Source organism: Amycolatopsis sp. NBC_01488, assembly GCF_036227105.1.
Taxonomy (GTDB): Bacteria; Actinomycetota; Actinomycetes; order Mycobacteriales; family Pseudonocardiaceae; genus Amycolatopsis.
The window spans coordinates 4,634,471-4,651,359 of record NZ_CP109434.1 but is presented as its reverse complement, the minus strand read 5'-3'; the positions used below and the strand labels follow the sequence as shown (position 1 = coordinate 4,651,359).

16 protein-coding genes are annotated in these 16,889 nt (G+C 72.4%); 8 read left to right on the top strand and 8 right to left on the bottom strand.

Annotated features, from left to right (window positions below):
- Positions 1-12: 12 nt before the first annotated feature.
- The 4 genes from OG738_RS22590 to OG738_RS22575 form a co-directional block, all read right to left on the bottom strand.
- Positions 13-345, bottom strand: a complete 333-nt coding sequence (locus tag OG738_RS22590) for a hypothetical protein (protein WP_329056383.1) — start codon at positions 343-345, stop codon at positions 13-15.
- A gap of 116 nt (positions 346-461) precedes the next feature.
- Complete coding sequence (locus OG738_RS22585) at positions 462-1,625, bottom strand: lactate 2-monooxygenase (RefSeq protein ID WP_329056382.1); 1,164 nt, start codon at positions 1,623-1,625, stop codon at positions 462-464.
- Between the two features lie 46 nt (positions 1,626-1,671).
- A complete protein-coding gene (locus tag OG738_RS22580; protein ID WP_329056381.1) occupies positions 1,672-2,238 on the bottom strand; it encodes a GNAT family N-acetyltransferase in 567 nt (188 codons plus the stop codon).
- A complete protein-coding gene (locus tag OG738_RS22575) occupies positions 2,235-3,698 on the bottom strand; it encodes an APC family permease (RefSeq protein ID WP_329056379.1) in 1,464 nt (487 codons plus the stop codon). The genes OG738_RS22580 and OG738_RS22575 overlap by 4 nt, the downstream gene beginning before the upstream one ends.
- Positions 3,699-3,871: 173 nt before the next feature.
- On the opposite strand from OG738_RS22575, the gene OG738_RS22570 reads away from it, so the two are divergent.
- Both OG738_RS22570 and OG738_RS22565 read left to right on the top strand, forming a co-directional pair.
- A complete protein-coding gene (locus OG738_RS22570) occupies positions 3,872-4,513 on the top strand; it encodes a GOLPH3/VPS74 family protein (protein WP_329056377.1) in 642 nt (213 codons plus the stop codon).
- Between the two features lie 204 nt (positions 4,514-4,717).
- Positions 4,718-5,878, top strand: coding sequence for a saccharopine dehydrogenase family protein (locus tag OG738_RS22565; RefSeq protein ID WP_329056376.1), 1,161 nt, complete (start codon positions 4,718-4,720; stop codon positions 5,876-5,878).
- Here OG738_RS22565 and OG738_RS22560 read toward each other — a convergent pair.
- Entirely contained in the window at positions 5,844-7,343 is a 1,500-nt protein-coding gene (locus OG738_RS22560; protein ID WP_329056375.1) for a flavin-containing monooxygenase, read from the bottom strand. The genes OG738_RS22565 and OG738_RS22560 overlap by 35 nt on opposite strands.
- 66 nt (positions 7,344-7,409) lie before the next feature.
- Between OG738_RS22560 and OG738_RS22555 the strand changes: the two genes are divergently transcribed.
- From OG738_RS22555 to OG738_RS22545, 3 genes are all read left to right on the top strand, one after another.
- A complete protein-coding gene (locus OG738_RS22555) occupies positions 7,410-8,000 on the top strand; it encodes a TetR/AcrR family transcriptional regulator (RefSeq protein ID WP_329056374.1) in 591 nt (196 codons plus the stop codon).
- Positions 8,001-8,243: 243 nt separating this feature from the next.
- Positions 8,244-9,089 (top strand): chitosanase, encoded by an 846-nt coding sequence (locus OG738_RS22550; protein ID WP_329056372.1) that lies wholly within the window; start codon positions 8,244-8,246, stop codon positions 9,087-9,089.
- A gap of 38 nt (positions 9,090-9,127) precedes the next feature.
- The gene (locus OG738_RS22545) at positions 9,128-9,763 is read left to right on the top strand and encodes a L,D-transpeptidase family protein (protein ID WP_329056371.1); all 636 of its coding nucleotides are present in this window, start codon (positions 9,128-9,130) and stop codon (positions 9,761-9,763) included.
- Here OG738_RS22545 and OG738_RS22540 read toward each other — a convergent pair.
- The 3 genes from OG738_RS22540 to OG738_RS22530 are packed head-to-tail and all read right to left on the bottom strand — an operon-like array spanning position 9,753 to position 11,902.
- The gene (locus OG738_RS22540; RefSeq protein ID WP_329056370.1) at positions 9,753-10,739 is read right to left on the bottom strand and encodes a PHP domain-containing protein; all 987 of its coding nucleotides are present in this window, start codon (positions 10,737-10,739) and stop codon (positions 9,753-9,755) included. The two genes, OG738_RS22545 and OG738_RS22540, sit on opposite strands and share 11 nt — an antisense overlap.
- A gap of 9 nt (positions 10,740-10,748) precedes the next feature.
- Complete coding sequence (locus OG738_RS22535; RefSeq protein WP_329056369.1) at positions 10,749-11,252, bottom strand: metallophosphoesterase family protein; 504 nt, start codon at positions 11,250-11,252, stop codon at positions 10,749-10,751.
- Entirely contained in the window at positions 11,249-11,902 is a 654-nt protein-coding gene (locus OG738_RS22530) for a GntR family transcriptional regulator (RefSeq protein WP_329056368.1), read from the bottom strand. The genes OG738_RS22535 and OG738_RS22530 overlap by 4 nt, the downstream gene beginning before the upstream one ends.
- Positions 11,903-11,979: 77 nt before the next feature.
- Between OG738_RS22530 and araD the strand changes: the two genes are divergently transcribed.
- The 3 genes from araD (at position 11,980) to OG738_RS22515 (ending at position 16,847) form a co-directional block, all read left to right on the top strand.
- Entirely contained in the window at positions 11,980-13,692 is a 1,713-nt protein-coding gene (araD, locus tag OG738_RS22525) for an L-arabinonate dehydratase (RefSeq protein ID WP_329056366.1), read from the top strand.
- 103 nt (positions 13,693-13,795) lie between these two features.
- On the top strand, positions 13,796-15,592 hold the full coding sequence (locus tag OG738_RS22520) for a VanW family protein (RefSeq protein ID WP_329056365.1): 1,797 nt from the start codon (positions 13,796-13,798) through the stop codon (positions 15,590-15,592).
- Between the two features lie 43 nt (positions 15,593-15,635).
- Positions 15,636-16,847 (top strand): MFS transporter, encoded by a 1,212-nt coding sequence (locus OG738_RS22515; protein ID WP_329056364.1) that lies wholly within the window; start codon positions 15,636-15,638, stop codon positions 16,845-16,847.
- Positions 16,848-16,889: the final 42 nt, after the last annotated feature.

Here is a 16,889-nt window from a genome sequence, read left to right as displayed (position 1 = left end):
TCGGAGCGGACCTCAGCCCTGCCGGCCGGGCTGCTGCGGGTACTGCTGCTGGGCGGGGTACTGCTGCTGCGGCGCCTGGGCCGGGTACTGCTGCCGGCCGGGGAACTGCCCGCCGGGCGCGGGCTGGGCGAACTGCTGCTGCGGCTTCGCGGCCTTCGCGCGGCCGACGGCCACCGAACCGCCGATCAGCGCGACGCCGACCAGGCCGAGCACGATGCCGAAGCCGGGCTGCATGTCCGTGGCCCAGGAGATCAGCGTGAACTCGTAGTCGAACTGCTCCAGGATGAGCGAGCCGAAGCCGAGGACGGCGAACAGGATGCCGATCCGCATCATGATCGAAGACATGGAAAACCCCCAACGGGAAAGGGAAACAGGAGCGGGCCGCCCCCGACGGGCCGCAATGGGACCCGAACATTAGCCGCCGGTTCCCGGGCTGTCCCCGGCTTTCCCGTTTCGTTATCTCACGTCCGCTGGAGCGAGTCCGGGCCCAGGTCGGCGAGGGTGCGGTGGCCGGAAAGTCCCATCGTCAGGTCGAAGTCGGCCAGCAAGCTCCGCAGCACGTGCCGGACGCCTTCTTCGCCCGCGTGCGCCAGCCCGTACACCCACGGGCGGCCGACCAGCACCGCCCGCGCGCCCAGCGCGACCGCCTTCAGCACGTCCGCGCCGGTGCGGACGCCCGAGTCGAAGAGCACCTCCACGCGGTCGCCCACCGCCGCGACGATGCCGGGCAGTGCTTCCAGTGCCCCGATCGCGCCGTCGACCTGGCGGCCGCCGTGGTTCGAGACCACGACGGCGTCCATTCCGGCCTCCACCGCGCGGCGCGCGTCGGCGACGTGCTGGATGCCCTTGAGCGCGATCGGTCCGTCCCAGTGCTCGCGCAGGAACGGCAGCTGGTCCCACGTCCGGTCGGTGCCGGTGATCATGCCGAGCCAGGTCAGGATCGCGGTGCCGCGGTCCTCCTCCGGCGTCTTCTCCAGCCGGCCGAGGAACACGGGATCGGTGAACGGGACGGCGAGGCCTTCGCCGCTCAGGAACGGCAGGTAGGCCTGGTCCAGATCGGACGGTCGCCAAGCCAGCGTCCACGTGTCGAGCGTGACGACCAGCGCCGTGAAGCCGGCCGCCTTCGCCCGGGCCAGCAGGCTCGCGCAGACGTCCGGGTCGCCGGGCCAGTACAGCTGGAACCAGCGCGGACCGTCGCCGTTGGCCGCCGCGACGTCCTCGATGCCGGTCGACGACGCCGTGGACAGGGTGAACGGCAGGCCGACCGAGGCGGCGGCGCGGGCGGTCGCGGACTCGGCGTCGGGGTGGACGATCGACTGGACGCCGACGGGTGCGACGGCCACCGGCGCGGCCAGCCGCGTGCCGAGCACCGTGGTCGAGAGGTCGCGGTCGGTGGCGCCGGTCAGCATCCGCGGCACGACGCGCCACCGGTCGAACGCCTCGCGGTTGGCGCGGGCGGTCGCGCCGGAGCCGGCCGAGCCCGCGACGTAGGAGAACGGGCCGGGCGCCATGACCTCGCGGGCCGACGCCTCGAGCTTGGTCGCGTCGGTCGAGCACGGCGGCAGCTGACCACCGAGTCCTTGCAGGTAGAGCTCGCTCTGGTAGCTGCCGAAGCGTTCGGTCACGGTTCCTCCTCGCGTTCGAGGGGCGACTGTACTCGCCGGTAACGGGTCAGGCCGGAGCACGCCGCATCGGCTGCATCGGCGGGCCGCCGGGCGGGTGGAACGCCGGGCCGTGGTCGCGGAACCCGAGCCGCCGGTAGAGCCGCGTGCTGTCCGGCGAGCTGGCTTCCAGGTAGGCGGGCAGGCCTTCGGCATCGGCCCGGGCGAGGCCGTGCCGCAGCAGCCGCTCGCCGACGCCCCGGCGCTGGCGCCCGGGGCGAACACCGATGAACTGCGCGTGCCAGAGCGGGCCGGCCGGTTCGACGGCGGCCATCAGGCCGAGCAGGACGCCGAGCCGGTCCGTCTCCGCCGGGTCGAGCCCGGCGATCGGCCCGTCGTCGGCACCGCCGCCGGGCAGCCAGATGACCGCCGCCGAAAGGTCGGCGGTGACGTCGACGTGCCCGGTCGCGAAGCCGGCGCCGAGGAGTTCGCGGAAGAACGCCGGATGGGCGACGGCGCGGCGGCGCTCGCCGTCCGGGAACACCCAGCGGCTCATCGGGTCGTCCTGGAACGCCTCGGCCAGGATCGTGACCACGGTGTCCACTTCGGACGGATCCGCCGCGCGGACGTCGGTCACCGCGCTTCCGCCAGTTCGTCCTCCCGCAGCGGGCCGCCGATCCCCGCGTAGCCGTCCGGACGCCGCGTGCGCAGCGCCTCGGCTCGCAGGAAGCCGGCCAGGCCGGCGAGCACCAGCAGCCCCGGCAGGCCCCAGCGCAGCAGCGGGATCGAGCCCGCCGGGCCGAGCAGGACGTCGAAGTTGACGATGATCAGCACCAGGACCGCGGTCAGCGTCACCGCCGCGAGCGCGGGCGCGCCCATCCGCCGCCACCAGGTCTCCCGGCCGGGACGGCGGCGGAAGAACCCGATGACCGACAGCGAAACCGCGATCATGATGATCGTGACGCCGGTCGAGGCGGTGACGCCGGTCCACGTGAAGAGCTCGGTGAACGGGTCGCGCCCGGCGAGCGCGAAGACCGAGACGACGACGAAGCCGATCGAGGTCTGGACCAGCGAGCCGCCGATCGGCGCGCCGGTGCGCTTGCTGGTGCGGCTGAAGCCTTCCGGCAGCAGCCCTTCCCGGCCCAGGGCGAAGAAGTACCGGGCGACGGCGTTGTGGAAGCTCAGCAGCGCGGCGCACTGGCTGGTCAGGAAGAGCACGTACGCCGTGTCGGTGAACGCCGTGCCGACGTACCGGCCGCCGAGCCCGAACAGCAGTCCCGGTCCCTCCGCGACGGCCCGCTCGACGACGTGGTCCGGACCGGTCGCGACCGCCATGCCGAGCGAAGACGCGATGTACAGCACCGCGGTCAGGCCGATCGCGACGTAGGTCGCACGGCCGACCGTCCGGCGCGGGTCGCGGCACTCCTCGCCGTAGGTGGCGGCTCCTTCGAAGCCGGTGAAAACCGCGATGGAGAAAGCGAAAACGGCCCCGACCCCCGCGGTGAAGAGGCTCGACGGCTCGAGCGGGAGCAGCGAAACGGACCCGCCGGCCGGGTGGCTGAACATCACGGCGTTCAGCACCACGAGCACCGCGACCTCGAGCCCGAGCGCGACGCCGAGGACCTTCGCGTTGAGGTCGATCCGCAGCACGCCACCGGCGCCGACGACCAGCACCATCAGCAGCGCGATCGGCCACCACGGCACGGCGACGCCGAACGTCGTGTCCAGCCAGGTGGACACGGACAGGCCGAACAGGCCGAAGACGCCGACCTGGATCGAGCTGTAGGCGAGCACCGTCACGTAGGCGACGGCGGTGCCCGCGGACCGCCCGATCCCGTGCGCCACATAGGGGTAGAAGGCGCCGGCGTTCGTGATGTAGCGGCTCATCGCGGCGTACCCGACGGCGAACAGCGCGAGCACCGGCGCCAGCAGGACGAAGGACAGCGGCACGCCGACGCTGCCCGTCACCGCGTACGTCGCCGAAACCCCGCCGGCGATCGCGTACAACGGACCGGCTGCTGCCACGACGAAAAAGACGATCTGGGCGGCGCCGAGCCGCCTCCGGCCGAGGCCGTGCCCCGGTGAGTGGGTACCCATGAACCTTCCCCCGCGCCGTAGGTGATCTTGGCGGCGGTGCCCCAGAGTAGGGGGTCCGCGCCGGAGGGCGGTACGTCCGTTCGGGGTAAACCGGGCCGGCGCCGAAAGCGCGGCGACGCCGGACCGCTATCTTCGGCATCCTCACCGAGACCGCCCAGGGGGCATTTTCCGTCATGCGCCGGCTCACCTTGGTCGATTCCTTCTTCTTCCTCGGGCACGACGAGTTCACCGGCCGGCCGTCGCTCAGCCGGACGTCACTGGGCATCGGCCTCGCCGGCGCGGCGTTGTGCGACCTGCTCTTCACCGACCGGATCACCGTCGAGGACCGGAAAGTCCGCCCGATCGCCGGCCGCCCGTCCGGTATTCCGACCGCCGATCACGTGTTTTCCGAAATCGTTTCGGAAACGGGGACGCACCGCGTGCGCGACTGGGTGGACCACCTGCGCGGGGAACTGCCGTCGGTCGCCGCCGACAACCTCGTCGCGCTCGGACTCGTCCGGCGGACCCCCGAACGGGCGCTCCTGCGCCGCCGGCACCGCTACCCGCCGGCGGACCTGCTCGTGTCGACGGCGGCGCGGAGCAAGGCCCGGGCCGCGGTGTTCGGCGTCGACCGGCCCGACCCGCACGCGGCGTGCCTGGCGCTGCTGGCGTGGACCGCGGGCGTCGACGACCTGTGCGAGCCCGAGCTCGGCCGGGCGGCGGTGCGGGCGTGGATGGAGGACACCCACCACGGCCTGCCCCGCCGCATCGCGGACGTGATCGCCGGAACGGCGGCCGTCGCAGCGGCCGTCGTCTACACCGGCGACCGGAGCTGATTGGCACGGCAGTCACCCCTCACCCATCGGCCACCGGCGAGCCACCCAGCCCTCGTCCGCCCCGACGACCCGACCCGATCCGCACGGCGACTACCTTCACCCATCGGCTACCGGCGGGTCACCCGGCCGCCGTCTCCCTCGGCGACCGGAAGTGACTCGCGGGTAACCTGGGCGCGTCCACCGTCGACGTCCCCAGGAGGAGACATGCGCGCGCACGACGTGGTCCTGTTCGGCGCCACCGGCTTCACCGGTGGCCTGACGGCCGAGTACCTCGCCCGGCACGCGCCCGCGGATCTGCGCTGGGCCCTGGCCGGCCGCAACCGCGGCAAGCTCGAGGCCGTCCGGGCGCGGCTCGCGGAGATCGACGACCGGTTCGCCGCGCTCGACCTGCTCATCGCCGACTCGGGCGATCCCGCGTCGCTGCGGGCGGTGGCCGAGGCCACCAAGGTGGTCGTCACCACCGTCGGGCCGTACCTGACCCAGGGCGAGCCCCTGGTGGCGGCGTGCGCCGAAGCCGGCACCGACTACGTCGACCTGACCGGCGAGCCCGAATTCGTCGACCGGATGTACCTGGCGCACGACCGGCGCGCCCGCGAGACCGGCGCGCGGCTGGTGCACGCGTGCGGGTTCGACTCGATCCCGCACGACCTCGGCGCGTACTTCACGGTCAAGCAGCTGCCCGAAGGCGTTCCGCTGCGCGTCGACGGGTACGTCCGGGCCAGCGGGATGCCGTCCGGCGGGACGTTCCTCAGCGCGCTGACCATCATGTCCCGGCTCCCGGCCGGCGCCCGGGTCGCCCGCGAGCGGGCGGCCGCCGAGCCGCGCCCGGCCGGACGGTTCGCCCGCGCGCCGCTCGGCCGGCCACACCGGGTCGCCGACGCGGGCTGGTGGGCGGTCCCGCTGCCGACGATCGACCCCGAGGTCGTCCGGCGGTCGGCGGCCGCGTCCGAGCGCTACGGGCCGGACTTCACCTACCGCCACTTCGCCGCGGTCAAGCACCTGCCGGTGCTGGCGGGCGGCGCGCTCGGGGTCGGCGCGCTGTTCGCGGCGGCCCAGCTCCCGCCCGCGCGGCGCGGGCTGTCCCGCCTGCTCGCGCCCGGCAACGGCCCGAGCCCCGAACGCCGCGCCCGGTCGTGGTTCTCGGTGCGCTTCCTCGGCGAAGGCGGTGGTAAGCGGGTCGTCACGGAGGTGTCCGGCGGCGACCCCGGCTACGACGAGACGGCGAAGATGCTCGCGGAATCGGCGTTGTGCCTGGCCTCCGACGACCTCCCGGATACCGCGGGCCAGGTGACCACGGCGACGGCGATGGGCGACGCCCTGATCGACCGGCTCACGAAAGCGGGCCTGCGGTTCGCGACGCTCTGACCGGTCGTCGGGTACCGATTTCGTAGTCGCCCTCGTCGAACGCGCCCACCCGCGACCGCAACCGCCCGGTCGAAAACGGCCAGCTGAAACTGTTGCGCCCGTTGACATCCGTGTAATAACTCGAACACCCGCCCGACTGGTACACCGTTCCCGGCAGCGCCGCCTGGACCTCCGCGTTGAACGCGTCCTGCGCCGATGGCCGCACCGACAGCGACGACCAGCCCGAACGCAACGTCCGGGTCACCGCCGCCACCGTGTGGCGGAGCTGGGCCTCCAGGGGCATGAACGCCGACGAATGACCGGTGCCCAGGCTCGGGCCCAGCAGCAGGTACAGGTTCGGGAACCCGGCCACCGTCGTCCCCGCGTACGCCTGCGGGCTGCCCTTCCAATGGTCGTCGAGGCTGCGGCCGTCGCCGTCGAAGACGCGGGATGACACCGGCATGTCGAGGATGTGGAAGCCCGTTCCGAAGATGATCGCGTCGACCTCGGCGGCGGAACCGTCCACACCGGACACCCGGCTGCCGGAGACCGACCGCACCGCCGTCGGGTGAACGTCCACAGTGGCCCGGGTCAGCGACGGATAATACGTATTGGACATCAAGAGCCGCTTGCAGCCGAGCGTGTAGTCCGGCGTCAGCGCGCGACGCAGCGCCGGATCCCGCACCGACAGCCGGAGGTGCGCGAGCCCGATCTGCTGCACCTGCCGCAGCAGCCACGGGTGCCGGAAGCCGAACCCGAGCGCCTCCATCGCCCCGTATTCGGCACCGCGCAACGCCCGCTGCAGCGCCGGGAACCGCCGCAGCAGCAACCGCTCGACGCCCGGGACGGGGTGGTCCGGCTTCGGCAGCACCCACTGCGCCGTGCGCTGGAACAGGTGCAGCCCGCTGACGCGAGGCGCGATGCGCGGCACGAACTGCACCGCCGACGCGCCGGTGCCGATCACCGCGACGCGCTTGCCCGTCAGGTCGTAGTCGTGGTTCCAGCGCGCGGAGTGGAAGACCTCGCCCGGGAAGCCGTCGAGCCCCGGCAGGTCCGGGATCAGCGGTTCGTGCCACGGCCCGGTGCCCGCGATCAGGACCCGCGCGGTGTACGGACCCCGCGACGTCTCCAGCTCCCACCGGGACGCCGACGGGTTCCACTGGGCCCGCGTCACCTCGACGCCGTACCGGATCTTCGACGTCACCCCGAACCGCGACGCGGTGTCCGCCAGGTACGCCCGGATCTCGGCCTGCCCGGCGAACGCCCGCGTCCACCCGGGATTGGGCGCGAACGAGTACGAGTACAGCGCGGACGGGACGTCGCAGGCGCAGCCGGGATACGTGTTGTCGCGCCAGGTCCCGCCGAGCGCGCTGGCCTTCTCCAGCACGGCGAGGTCGTCGACGCCGGCCTGGCCCAGCCGGATGGCCGCACCCAGCCCGGACGCCCCGGCGCCGACGACGAGGACCGTGAAGTGACGTTGTTCCATTTTCGGAGACTATCAGTATCTCAATACCATCGGTACCCCGATTCCGGAGCCGACTAGAGTGGCGTCATGGCCCGACTCACCCGCGCGGAAAGCCAGGCGCGCACCCGCGAGCAGCTGATCGAGACCGCCAAGCTGCTCTTCCTGCGCGACGGCTACTCCGTGACGTCGCTGGAGAAGGTCGCGGACGAGGCCGGGTACTCGAAGGGCGCGGTGTACTCGAACTTCCGCAACAAGGACGAGCTCTGCCTCGCGGTGCTCGACCGGATCCACGACGAGCAGGTCGCCCTGGTCGCCGAGGCGCTGGTCGGCGCCGACGGCGTGGACGGGCTGCTCGCCGCGTTCCAGGCCTGGGCCGAGCGCAGCATCGGCGACGAAGCGTGGACCGCCCTGGAGGTCGAGTTCGCCACGAACGCCCGGCGCAACCCGCACGTGCGCGCCGAACTGGCCGCGCGGGACAAGGCGATCCGCGACGCCATCGCCGGCCTGCTCGGCGGGTACGCGGAGCGGTTCGGGATCACGCTCCCGATGTCGGCCGACGACGCCGCGACGGCGTTGCTCAGCCTCGGCATCGGCCTCGGCGTCCAGCGCGCGATCGACCCGACGATCCCGGTCACCGTCCTGCCGGACGTCATCCGCCTCTTCGCCGGGATCCGCTGAACCCGAAATCGTCTGCTTTCCCTTCTCCGGTTTACCTAATTGCCCAACCGGAGTCCATTGAGGACGGAAAGCGCCGGTCAGGAACGTGAACGTCATCCGCCTCTTGTGAAGCCTTTAACGCTTCGCTACCGTGGCGTTACGCCGCAGCACCACCCGAGGCCCCGATCGCGACGGCCGCGGGCCTCGTCCGCCATGCCCCAACGCCGTGATCCCCACGGCACGTTCCGCGGAAAGGGTTTTCCCATGAGCAAGAAGTTGCGGCCGGTTCTCGTCGGCGCGCTCGGCGCGGCCTCCGTCGCCGCCCTCGTGATCACCACCCCCGCACTCTCCTCGGCGGCACCGGCCCCGCTGACCGCGAACAGCGCGACCGCACTCGCCGCCGGTGACCTCTCCGTCCCGGCGAAGAAGGAAATCGCCATGAAGCTGGTCTCCAGCGCGGAAAACTCCTCGCTGGACTGGAAGGCGCAGTACCAGTACATCGAGGACATCGGGGACGGCCGCGGGTACACCGCGGGCATCATCGGGTTCTGCTCCGGCACCGGCGACATGCTGGAGCTCGTCGAGGCGTACACGAACTCCGTCCCGGACAACCCGCTCGCGAAGTACCTTCCCGCGCTGCGCAAGGTGAACGGCACCGACTCGCACGCCGGCCTCGGTTCGGCGTTCGAGAGCGCGTGGAAGCAGGCCGCGGCCACCACCGCGTTCCAGACCGCGCAGAACAACGAGCGCGACCGCGTGTACTTCGACCCGGCGGTGAGCCAGGGCAAGGCGGACGGGCTGAGCAACCTCGGCCAGTTCGCCTACTACGACGCGATCGTGATGCACGGCCCCGGTGACAGCTCCGACAGCTTCGGCGGCATCCGCAAGGCCGCGATGAAGAAGGCCAAGACCCCGGCCCAGGGCGGCAGCGAAACGTCCTACCTCAAGGCGTTCTTCGACGCGCGCAAGGTCATCATGAAGCAGGAGGAGGCGCACGCCGACACCTCCCGCGTCGACACCGAGCAGCTGGTGTTCCTCAACGCGGGCAACTTCGACCTGCACACCCCGCTGAAGTGGAAGGTCTACGGGGACTCCTACACCATCGACTGACGCGGCACGGCCGGCGTGGCGCCGCTAGGATCCCGGGGGTGTCCCGAAGAACCCTCGGCGCCACGCTGGCCGCCGCCGCGCTGCTGAGCACCGCGGCCGCCGCGCCGGAGAACTCCGGCCCGCGGCAGCGCCTGACCGTCGTCGCGGATTCGCCGAGCGCCACCACCGCCGTCCTCACGGCGTGGCAGCGCGAAGGCGGCAGCTGGAAGCGGGCGTACGGCCCGGTCGAGGCGTTCGTCGGCCGGGACGGCATCGGCCAGGCGAGCGAAACGACGTCGCACACCCCGGCGGGCGTCTGGCCGCTCAGCGAGGCGTTCGGCATCGAGCCCGCCACCACCCGGCTGCCCTACCGCCGGGTCACCACCGCGGACTGGTGGGTCTCGGACGTGCGTTCCCCGTACTACAACACGCACGTCTCCTGCGTTCCCGGCACCTGCCCGTTCGACGAGGCCGCCGGCGAGGACCTCGGCAGGGCGGGGCCGGTCTACGCTCACGCCGTGGTCATCGACTACAACCGCCACCCCGTGGTGCCGGGCGCGGGGTCCGCGTTCTTCCTGCACGTCACCGACGGCAAGCCCACGGCGGGCTGCGTCGCGATCGCCGGGGCCGACCTCGAAGCCGTGCTGCGCTGGCTCGACCCGGCGCAGCACCCGGTCGTCGACATCAGCGGCTGAGCAGCTCGTCGGCCGTGCGGGTGTTGATGATCCGCTCCGGCCCGATCCCCGCCTTGACCGCGCGCTCACACCCGTACGGCTGCCAGTCGAGCTGGCCCGGCGCGTGCGCGTCGCTGTCGATGGCGAACTCGCAGCCGATCTCCGCGGCCAGCCGCAGCAGCTTCATCGGCGGGTCGAGCCGCTCCGGGCGCGAGTTGATCTCCACCGCGACGCCGTTCTCGCGGCACGCGGTGAACACCGCCTCCGCGTCGAACTCCGACTCCGGACGGCCGCGCCCGACGACCAGCCGTCCGGTGCAGTGGCCCAGCACCCGCGTGTGCGGGTTGCGCACCGCCGCCAGCATCCGGCGGGTCATGTCCTTCGACGGCATCCGCAGCTTCGAGTGCACGCTCGCGACGACGAAGTCCAGCTGTCCCAGCAGTTCCTCTTCCTGGTCGAGCGCACCGTCGTCGAGAATGTCGACCTCGATGCCGTGCAGGAGCCGGAAGGGCGCCATCAGCTCGTTGGCCTTCGCCACGATCTGCATCTGCGTGCGCAGCCGATCCGGCGAGAGCCCGTTCGCGACGGTCAGCCGCGGTGAGTGGTCGGTCAGCACCATCCACTCGTGACCCAGGTCCCGCCCCGCGACGGCCATCTCGCCGATCGGGCTGCCGCCGTCCGACCAGTCCGAATGCGTGTGGCAGTCGCCCTTCAGCGCCGAGCGCAGCGGCTCGCCGTCCGGCAGCTTCTTCTCGACGATCTTCTCCCGGTACGCCGGGTCGCGGCCGGCGAGCGCGTCCTCGATGACGCCCGCGGTGGCCTTGCCGATGCCGGGCAACGACGTCAGCGTGCCGTTCTCCGCCATCTGCGTGAGCTGCTCGACGCCGATCTTGTCCGCGGTCGCGGCCGCGCTCCGGAACGCGCGGACGCGGTAGGTCGGTTCCCCCGCGCGTTCGAGCTGGAACGCGATCTCCCGCAAGGCCCGTGCCGGATCCATGGGACCTGTCTACCCCCTCCGGGGCAGGTGATGCAGCTCGACGTCCGTCAGCGTGCCGTTCTCGATGCGGGCCGTCTGGTAGGTGCAGAACGGCTGACGACGGCGGTCGGTCGGCGAACCCGGGTTGAGCAGCCGCAGCCCCGCCGGGGTCGTCGTGTCCCACGGGATGTGGCTGTGCCCGAAGACCAGCACGTCGGTGTCCGGGAACCGCGCGTCGCACCGCTGCTCACGGCCCTGCTTCCCGCCGGTTTCGTGGACCACGGCCAGCCGGACGCCGTCGAGGTCCGCCCGGGCGATCTCCGGGAGCCGCGCGCGCAGGTCAGGGCCGTCGTTGTTGCCGTGCACGCCGATCAGGCGCTCGCTGCGGGCTTCCAGTTCGTCGAGCAGGCCGGTTTCCACCCAGTCGCCGGCGTGCACGACGACGTCCGCCGCCTCGACCTCGGCCCACACCTGGTCCGGCAGCACGCGGGCGCGGCCCGGCAGGTGGGTGTCCGAGATGAGCAGCAGCCTCATCCGATGGCCTTGAGGACCCGCTCGAGGAACCCGCCGATGTGGTCGCGCAGCAGGGCGGCCGCGCCGTCGGCGTCACCCTTCTTCGCCGCCGCGAGGACCGCCTTGTGCTCGGTCCACTCCTTCTTCCAGCTGGGGTTGGCTTCCCAGCCGACGACGCTGATCAGCGCCGCGCGATCCTTGAGGTCGTCGAGGATGCTGACCAGCAGCGGGTTGCCGCAGCCGCGGTAGAGGGCGCGGTGGAACCGGCGGTTGAGCAGGCTGAGCGCGGCCTGGTCCTTGTCGGCGATGGCCGTCGACGCTTCCTTCAGTGCCTCCGCCGCGTCGTCGAGCAACGCGGGGTCGTGCTGCTCGACCGTCCGCCGGACGGCCTCCGGCTCCAGCACCATGCGCACGTCGTAGACGGACTTCGCGAGCTCGGCGTCGACCGTGACCACCGACGCGCCCTTGTACGGGCTGAACGTCACCAGGCCGGAGTTGGACAGCACCTTGAGCGCCTCGCGCACCGGCGTCTTCGACACGCCGAGCCGCGCGGCCAGCTCCGCTTCGACGAGCGGCTGGCCGGGGACCAGCTCCCGGGTCAGGATGCCGCGACGGATCTCCTCCAGGACCACTTCGGTCCGGGAAGCGGGCAGGCTGAACGTCCCGGTCATGGTCGCTCCCTCGCGTCGTGTCGGAGCCCATTCAACCAGGCCCCCGAGATCATATATCAGATGCCATACTGGATCGCATGAAAGCACCCGAGGAGCTCCGCAGCCACCGGTGGTACGGCGGCGACGAGCTGCGCAACTTCAGCCACCGCGCCCGCAGCCGCCAGCTCGGCTACAACCCGGAAGAGCACCTCGGCAAGCCCGTCATCGGCATCCTCAACACGTGGTCGGACATCAACCCCTGCCACATGCACCTGCGCGAACGCGCCGAGCAGGTCAAGCGCGGTGTCTGGCAGGCCGGCGGCTTCCCGCTGGAGTTCCCGGTGGCCACGCTGTCGGAGACCTACCAGAAGCCGACGCCGATGCTCTACCGCAACCTCCTCGCGATGGAGACCGAGGAGATCCTGCGGTCCTACCCGATCGACGGCGCCGTCCTGATGGGCGGCTGCGACAAGACCACGCCGGCGCTGCTGATGGGCGCGGCGAGCGCCGGGCTGCCCGCGATCTTCGTGCCGGCCGGGCCGATGCTGCGCGGGCACTGGCGCAACGAGGTCCTCGGCAGCGGCACCGACATGTGGAAGTACTGGGACGACAAGCGCGCCGGGTTGATCGGCGACGCCGAAATGTCCGAACTGGAGCGCGGGCTGGCCCGCTCGCCGGGGCACTGCATGACGATGGGGACGGCCTCGACGATGACGTCGGCCGCCGAGGTGCTCGGCATGACGCTGCCGGGCGCCGCGTCGATCCCGGCGGTCGACTCGGCCCACCACCGGATGGCCGCGGCGAGCGGCGCGCGGATCGTCGGCATGGTCTGGGAAGACCTGACGATCACGCAGGTCCTGGACAAGCGCGCGTACGAAGACGCGATCACCACCGTGCTCGCCCTCGGCGGCTCGACCAACGCCGTGATCCACCTGATCGCGATGGCCGGGCGCAGCGGGATCCCGGTGTCGCTGGCCGACTTCGACGCGATCGCGCGGCGCGTCCCGGTGCTGGCGAACATCCGCCCCGGCGGCGACTGGCTGATGGAGGACTTCTACTACGCGGGCGGCCTGCCGGGGCTCCTGTCGCGGCTGACCGACCTGCTGCACACCGAACGCCCCACCGTCACCGGCCGCACCCTCGGCGAGAACCTGTCGGAGGCGCAGGTGCACAACGACGACGTCATCCGGCCGCGGGAGCACCCGGTGGCCGCCGAGGGCGGGGTCGCCGTGCTGCACGGGAACCTGGCGCCGTCGGGCGCGGTGATCAAGCACATCGCCGCCGAACCGCACCTGCTCACGCACACCGGCCCGGCCGTGGTGTTCGAGGACTACTCCGACCTCAAGAAGCGGATCGACGACCCGTCGATCACCGCGGACTCGGTGCTCGTGCTGCGCGGGTCCGGCCCACTCGGCGGCCCCGGCATGCCCGAGTACGGGATGCTGCCGATCCCCTGGCACCTGCTCGAACAGGGCGTCCGGGACATGGTCCGGATCTCCGACGCGCGGATGAGCGGCACCAGCTACGGCGCCTGCGTGCTGCACGTGGCGCCCGAGTCGCACGTCGGCGGGCCACTGGCCCTGGTCCGCGACGGCGACCTGGTCACCCTCGACGTGCCTTCGCGCACCCTGCGCCTCGACGTGTCCGACGAGGAGCTTTCGCGGCGCCGGGCTTCGTGGGTGGCGCCTGCACCGCGCTTCGAGCGCGGTTACGGCGCGCTCTACAGCGAACACATCACGCAGGCGGACGAGGGCTGCGACTTCGACTTCCTGGCCCGCGCCGGTCACAACCCCGAACCCGACGCGCGGTGACCGGTTCATCCCCCGTTGGGGCGAGTCGTACGGCTTGTCCGGGTGCCCCGTACGCTGACCCCGTCACCGGCGCACCCCGGCGCCGCGGTGAAGGGGTGGAGAGTTGCCGTACGAACCGCGCTGGCCGGAGTCACCCGGCGAGCAGACGGACGTCCTGCCGGTCGTCCGGCCCGAACCGGATCCGGCCCGCACGGCGGCGCAGAAGCTCGCCGGGCGGATCGACCCGCGCAAGGCCGGCCTGATCGCCGGCGGGGCGCTCGGCCTGCTCGTCGCGATCTACGGCATCGACCTGCTGGTCAGCCAGGGCAGCGTCCCGCGCGGCGTGACCGTCGCCGGCGTCGACGTCGGCGGGATGGACCGCCAGGCCGCCGAGCAGGAGCTGCGCGGCCGGATCGAGCCGCGGCTGACGCGCCCGCTCGCCGTCACCGCGGGCGACGTCCAGGGCACGCTGTCGCCGACGGCCGCCGGGCTGAAGCTGGACTGGCCGCAGACCCTGGACCAGGCCGGCGAGCAGCCGCTGAACCCGTTCACGCGCCTGGCGTCGCTGTTCTCCGGCCGCGAGGTCGGCGTCGTCAGCCACGCCGACGACGCGAAGCTCGCCGCCGCGCTGGAGTCACTGCGCGGCCAGGTCGACCGCGACCCGGCGGAAGGCACCGTGCGGTTCGACGGCACGACCCCGGTCGCCGTCGCGCCGAAGCCCGGGCAGAAGCTCGACGTCGAGGCCGCGAAGGCCGCCGTCGTCGAGAAGTGGGCGGGCGGGGAAACCCTGGCGCTGCCGGTGACGAGCACGCCGGTCAGCACCACGCCCGAAGGCGTCCAGGCCGCGCTGGAGCAGTTCGCGCGCCCCGCCGTCTCGGGCCCGCTGGTGGTCAAGGGCGACGGCAAGAACGCCACCGTGCAGCCGGACGCGATCGCCGCGGCGCTGAGCTTCGAGCCCGCCGACGGCGGCGGCCTGACCCCGAAGATCGACAACGCCAAGATCGCCGAGGCCGCCGGGCCACAGCTGAAGTCCACCGAGAAGGAGGGCAAGGACGCGACGATCGTCTTCGAGGGCGGCAAGCCGACGGTCGCCCCGTCCACCGACGGCCGGACCGTCGACTGGGACCCGAGCCTCAAGCCGCTGCCCGAGGTCCTCGAGAAGACCGACGGCCGCGAGGTCGCGGCGATCTACCGGGACAGCCCGGCGAAGGTGACCACCGAGCAGGCGAACCAGCTGGGCGTCAAGGAGGTCGTCGGCGAGTTCACCACCGGCGGCTTCGCGGCCGACTCCGGCACGAACATCCGCGTCGTCGCGCAGAAGGTGAACGGCGCCATCGTCAAGCCCGGGGAAACCTTCAGCCTCAACGGGTTCACCGGCCCGCGCGGCAAGCCGCAGGGGTACGTCGAGGCCGGCGTCATCGAGAACGGCGCCCCGGCGCGCGAGGTCGGCGGCGGCATCTCGCAGTTCGCGACGACGCTGTACAACGCGGCGTACTTCGCGGGCATGAAGGACGCGGGACACAAGGAGCACAGCTACTACATCAGCCGCTACCCCGCCGCGCGCGAGGCGACGGTGTTCCAGAACCCCGACGGCGCCAGCGTGATCGACCTCAAGTTCACCAACGACTCGCCGAACGGCATCGCGATCCAGACGATCTGGACGCCGTCGTCGATCACCGTGAAGCTGTGGGGCACCAAGCGCTACACCGTCGAGTCGATCCCGGGCGGCCGGTCCGACCCGAGCGACCCGCCGACGAAGCCGGGGCCGGCGGAGAACTGCCACGCCTCCACCGGCGCGCCGGGCTTCACGACGAGCGACACCCGGGTGCTCAAGGACGCCGCGTCCGGCCGCGAAGTCAGCCGCTCGACCCGCACCGTCCGCTACAACCCGCAGCCGAAAATCACCTGCGACCCCTCCTAACGGCCGTTCACGCACCGCGTGCGCGGCGGTACCGTGGGTGTCCATGGCGGTGCGCGCGGCGGGATTCCGGGACGTCCTCGCGGTGGCCGAGTTCCGGGCGCTGTTCTCGGCCCAGCTCGTCTCGGTCACCGGTGACCAGCTGGCTCGGGTCGCGCTGTCGATCCTGGTGTACGACCGCACGAACTCGCCGGGCTGGGCCGCGCTGACGTACGCGCTGACGTTCCTGCCGGACCTCGTGGGCGGCCCGCTGCTGTCCGGGCTGGCCGACCGCCACCCGCCACGCGCCGTGATGGTCCTCGCCGACGTCCTGCGCGCGCTGGCGGTCGCCGTGATGGCGCTGCCGGGTCTCCCGCTGCCGGCGGTCGCGGCCCTGCTGATCGGCGTCCAGCTCTTCAACCCGGTCTGGAACTCCGCACGCGCCGCGCTGCTGCCGCAGGTGCTGCCGGGCGAGACGTTCGTGCCCGGGATGGGCCTGCTGATGATGCTCGTGCAAGCGGGCCAGGTCGCCGGCTTCGCGGTGGGCGGGCTGCTCGTGGCGGCCGTCGGCACCGGCGGGGCACTGCTCGCGGACGCGGCGAGCTTCGCGGTGTCGGCGCTGTTCCTGGTCACCGGCGTCCGGTCGCGGCCGCCGCGGGAGTCGTCCGGCGTCCGCTGGTGGCAGCACGTGCGGGCCGGGTTCACGGTCGTGGCCGGCGACCGGCGCCGGCTCGCGCTGGTCGCGCTGGGGTGCGTGTCGGGGATCTACATCGCGGGCGAGGCGATCGCGGCGCCGTACGCGGCCGAACTCGGCGGCGGCGCGGTCGTCGTCGGGCTGCTGCTCGGAGCGTACGCGCTGGGCAGCGTGCTAGGGATGGCCGCGTTGTCGCGGATCCCGCCCGCGCGGCGCGGTCCGCTGCTCGGGCCGCTGGCCGTGCTGGCGTGCGCGGCGTTGCTGGGGTGCGCGCTGCGGCCGGACCTCGAGGGCACGTTGGCGCTGCTGACGCTGTCCGGGGTGGCCAGTTCGTACAACCTCATCGCGAACACGACGTTCGTCCAGCTGACCCCGGACGCCCAGCGCGCGCAGGCGTTCGGGTTCGCGCTGACGGCGTTGCGGGTGTCGCAGGGGCTGGGCGTGGTGCTGGCCGGAGTCGCGGCCGAGCGGGCCGCCCCACACGGCGTCGTCGCCGGGGCCGGGGCGATCGGCGTGGTGGCCGCCTTGGGCGCGGCGACGTTGTGGCGGCGGGCCGGCAGACCCGCCCCGGCCGGTCGTGAGTGAGAAACAGTGTTCTAACACTGTTTCTCACTCACGACCCCGGGC

Bases quoted from the DNA above. Each gene is read 5' to 3' on its own strand.
- OG738_RS22560 (WP_329056375.1), bottom strand. From the start codon at position 7,343: ATGGAACAACGTCACTTCACGGTCCTCGTCGTCGGCGCCGGGGCGTCC.
- OG738_RS22550 (WP_329056372.1), top strand. From the start codon at position 8,244: ATGAGCAAGAAGTTGCGGCCGGTTCTCGTCGGCGCGCTCGGCGCGGCC.
- araD (WP_329056366.1), top strand. From the start codon at position 11,980: ATGAAAGCACCCGAGGAGCTCCGCAGCCACCGGTGGTACGGCGGCGAC.
- OG738_RS22590 (WP_329056383.1), bottom strand. From the start codon at position 345: ATGTCTTCGATCATGATGCGGATCGGCATCCTGTTCGCCGTCCTCGGC.
- OG738_RS22570 (WP_329056377.1), top strand. From the start codon at position 3,872: ATGCGCCGGCTCACCTTGGTCGATTCCTTCTTCTTCCTCGGGCACGAC.
- OG738_RS22535 (WP_329056369.1), bottom strand. From the start codon at position 11,252: ATGAGGCTGCTGCTCATCTCGGACACCCACCTGCCGGGCCGCGCCCGC.
- OG738_RS22565 (WP_329056376.1), top strand. From the start codon at position 4,718: ATGCGCGCGCACGACGTGGTCCTGTTCGGCGCCACCGGCTTCACCGGT.
- OG738_RS22530 (WP_329056368.1), bottom strand. From the start codon at position 11,902: ATGACCGGGACGTTCAGCCTGCCCGCTTCCCGGACCGAAGTGGTCCTG.
- OG738_RS22515 (WP_329056364.1), top strand. From the start codon at position 15,636: ATGGCGGTGCGCGCGGCGGGATTCCGGGACGTCCTCGCGGTGGCCGAG.
- OG738_RS22540 (WP_329056370.1), bottom strand. From the start codon at position 10,739: ATGGATCCGGCACGGGCCTTGCGGGAGATCGCGTTCCAGCTCGAACGC.
- OG738_RS22575 (WP_329056379.1), bottom strand. From the start codon at position 3,698: ATGGGTACCCACTCACCGGGGCACGGCCTCGGCCGGAGGCGGCTCGGC.
- OG738_RS22555 (WP_329056374.1), top strand. From the start codon at position 7,410: ATGGCCCGACTCACCCGCGCGGAAAGCCAGGCGCGCACCCGCGAGCAG.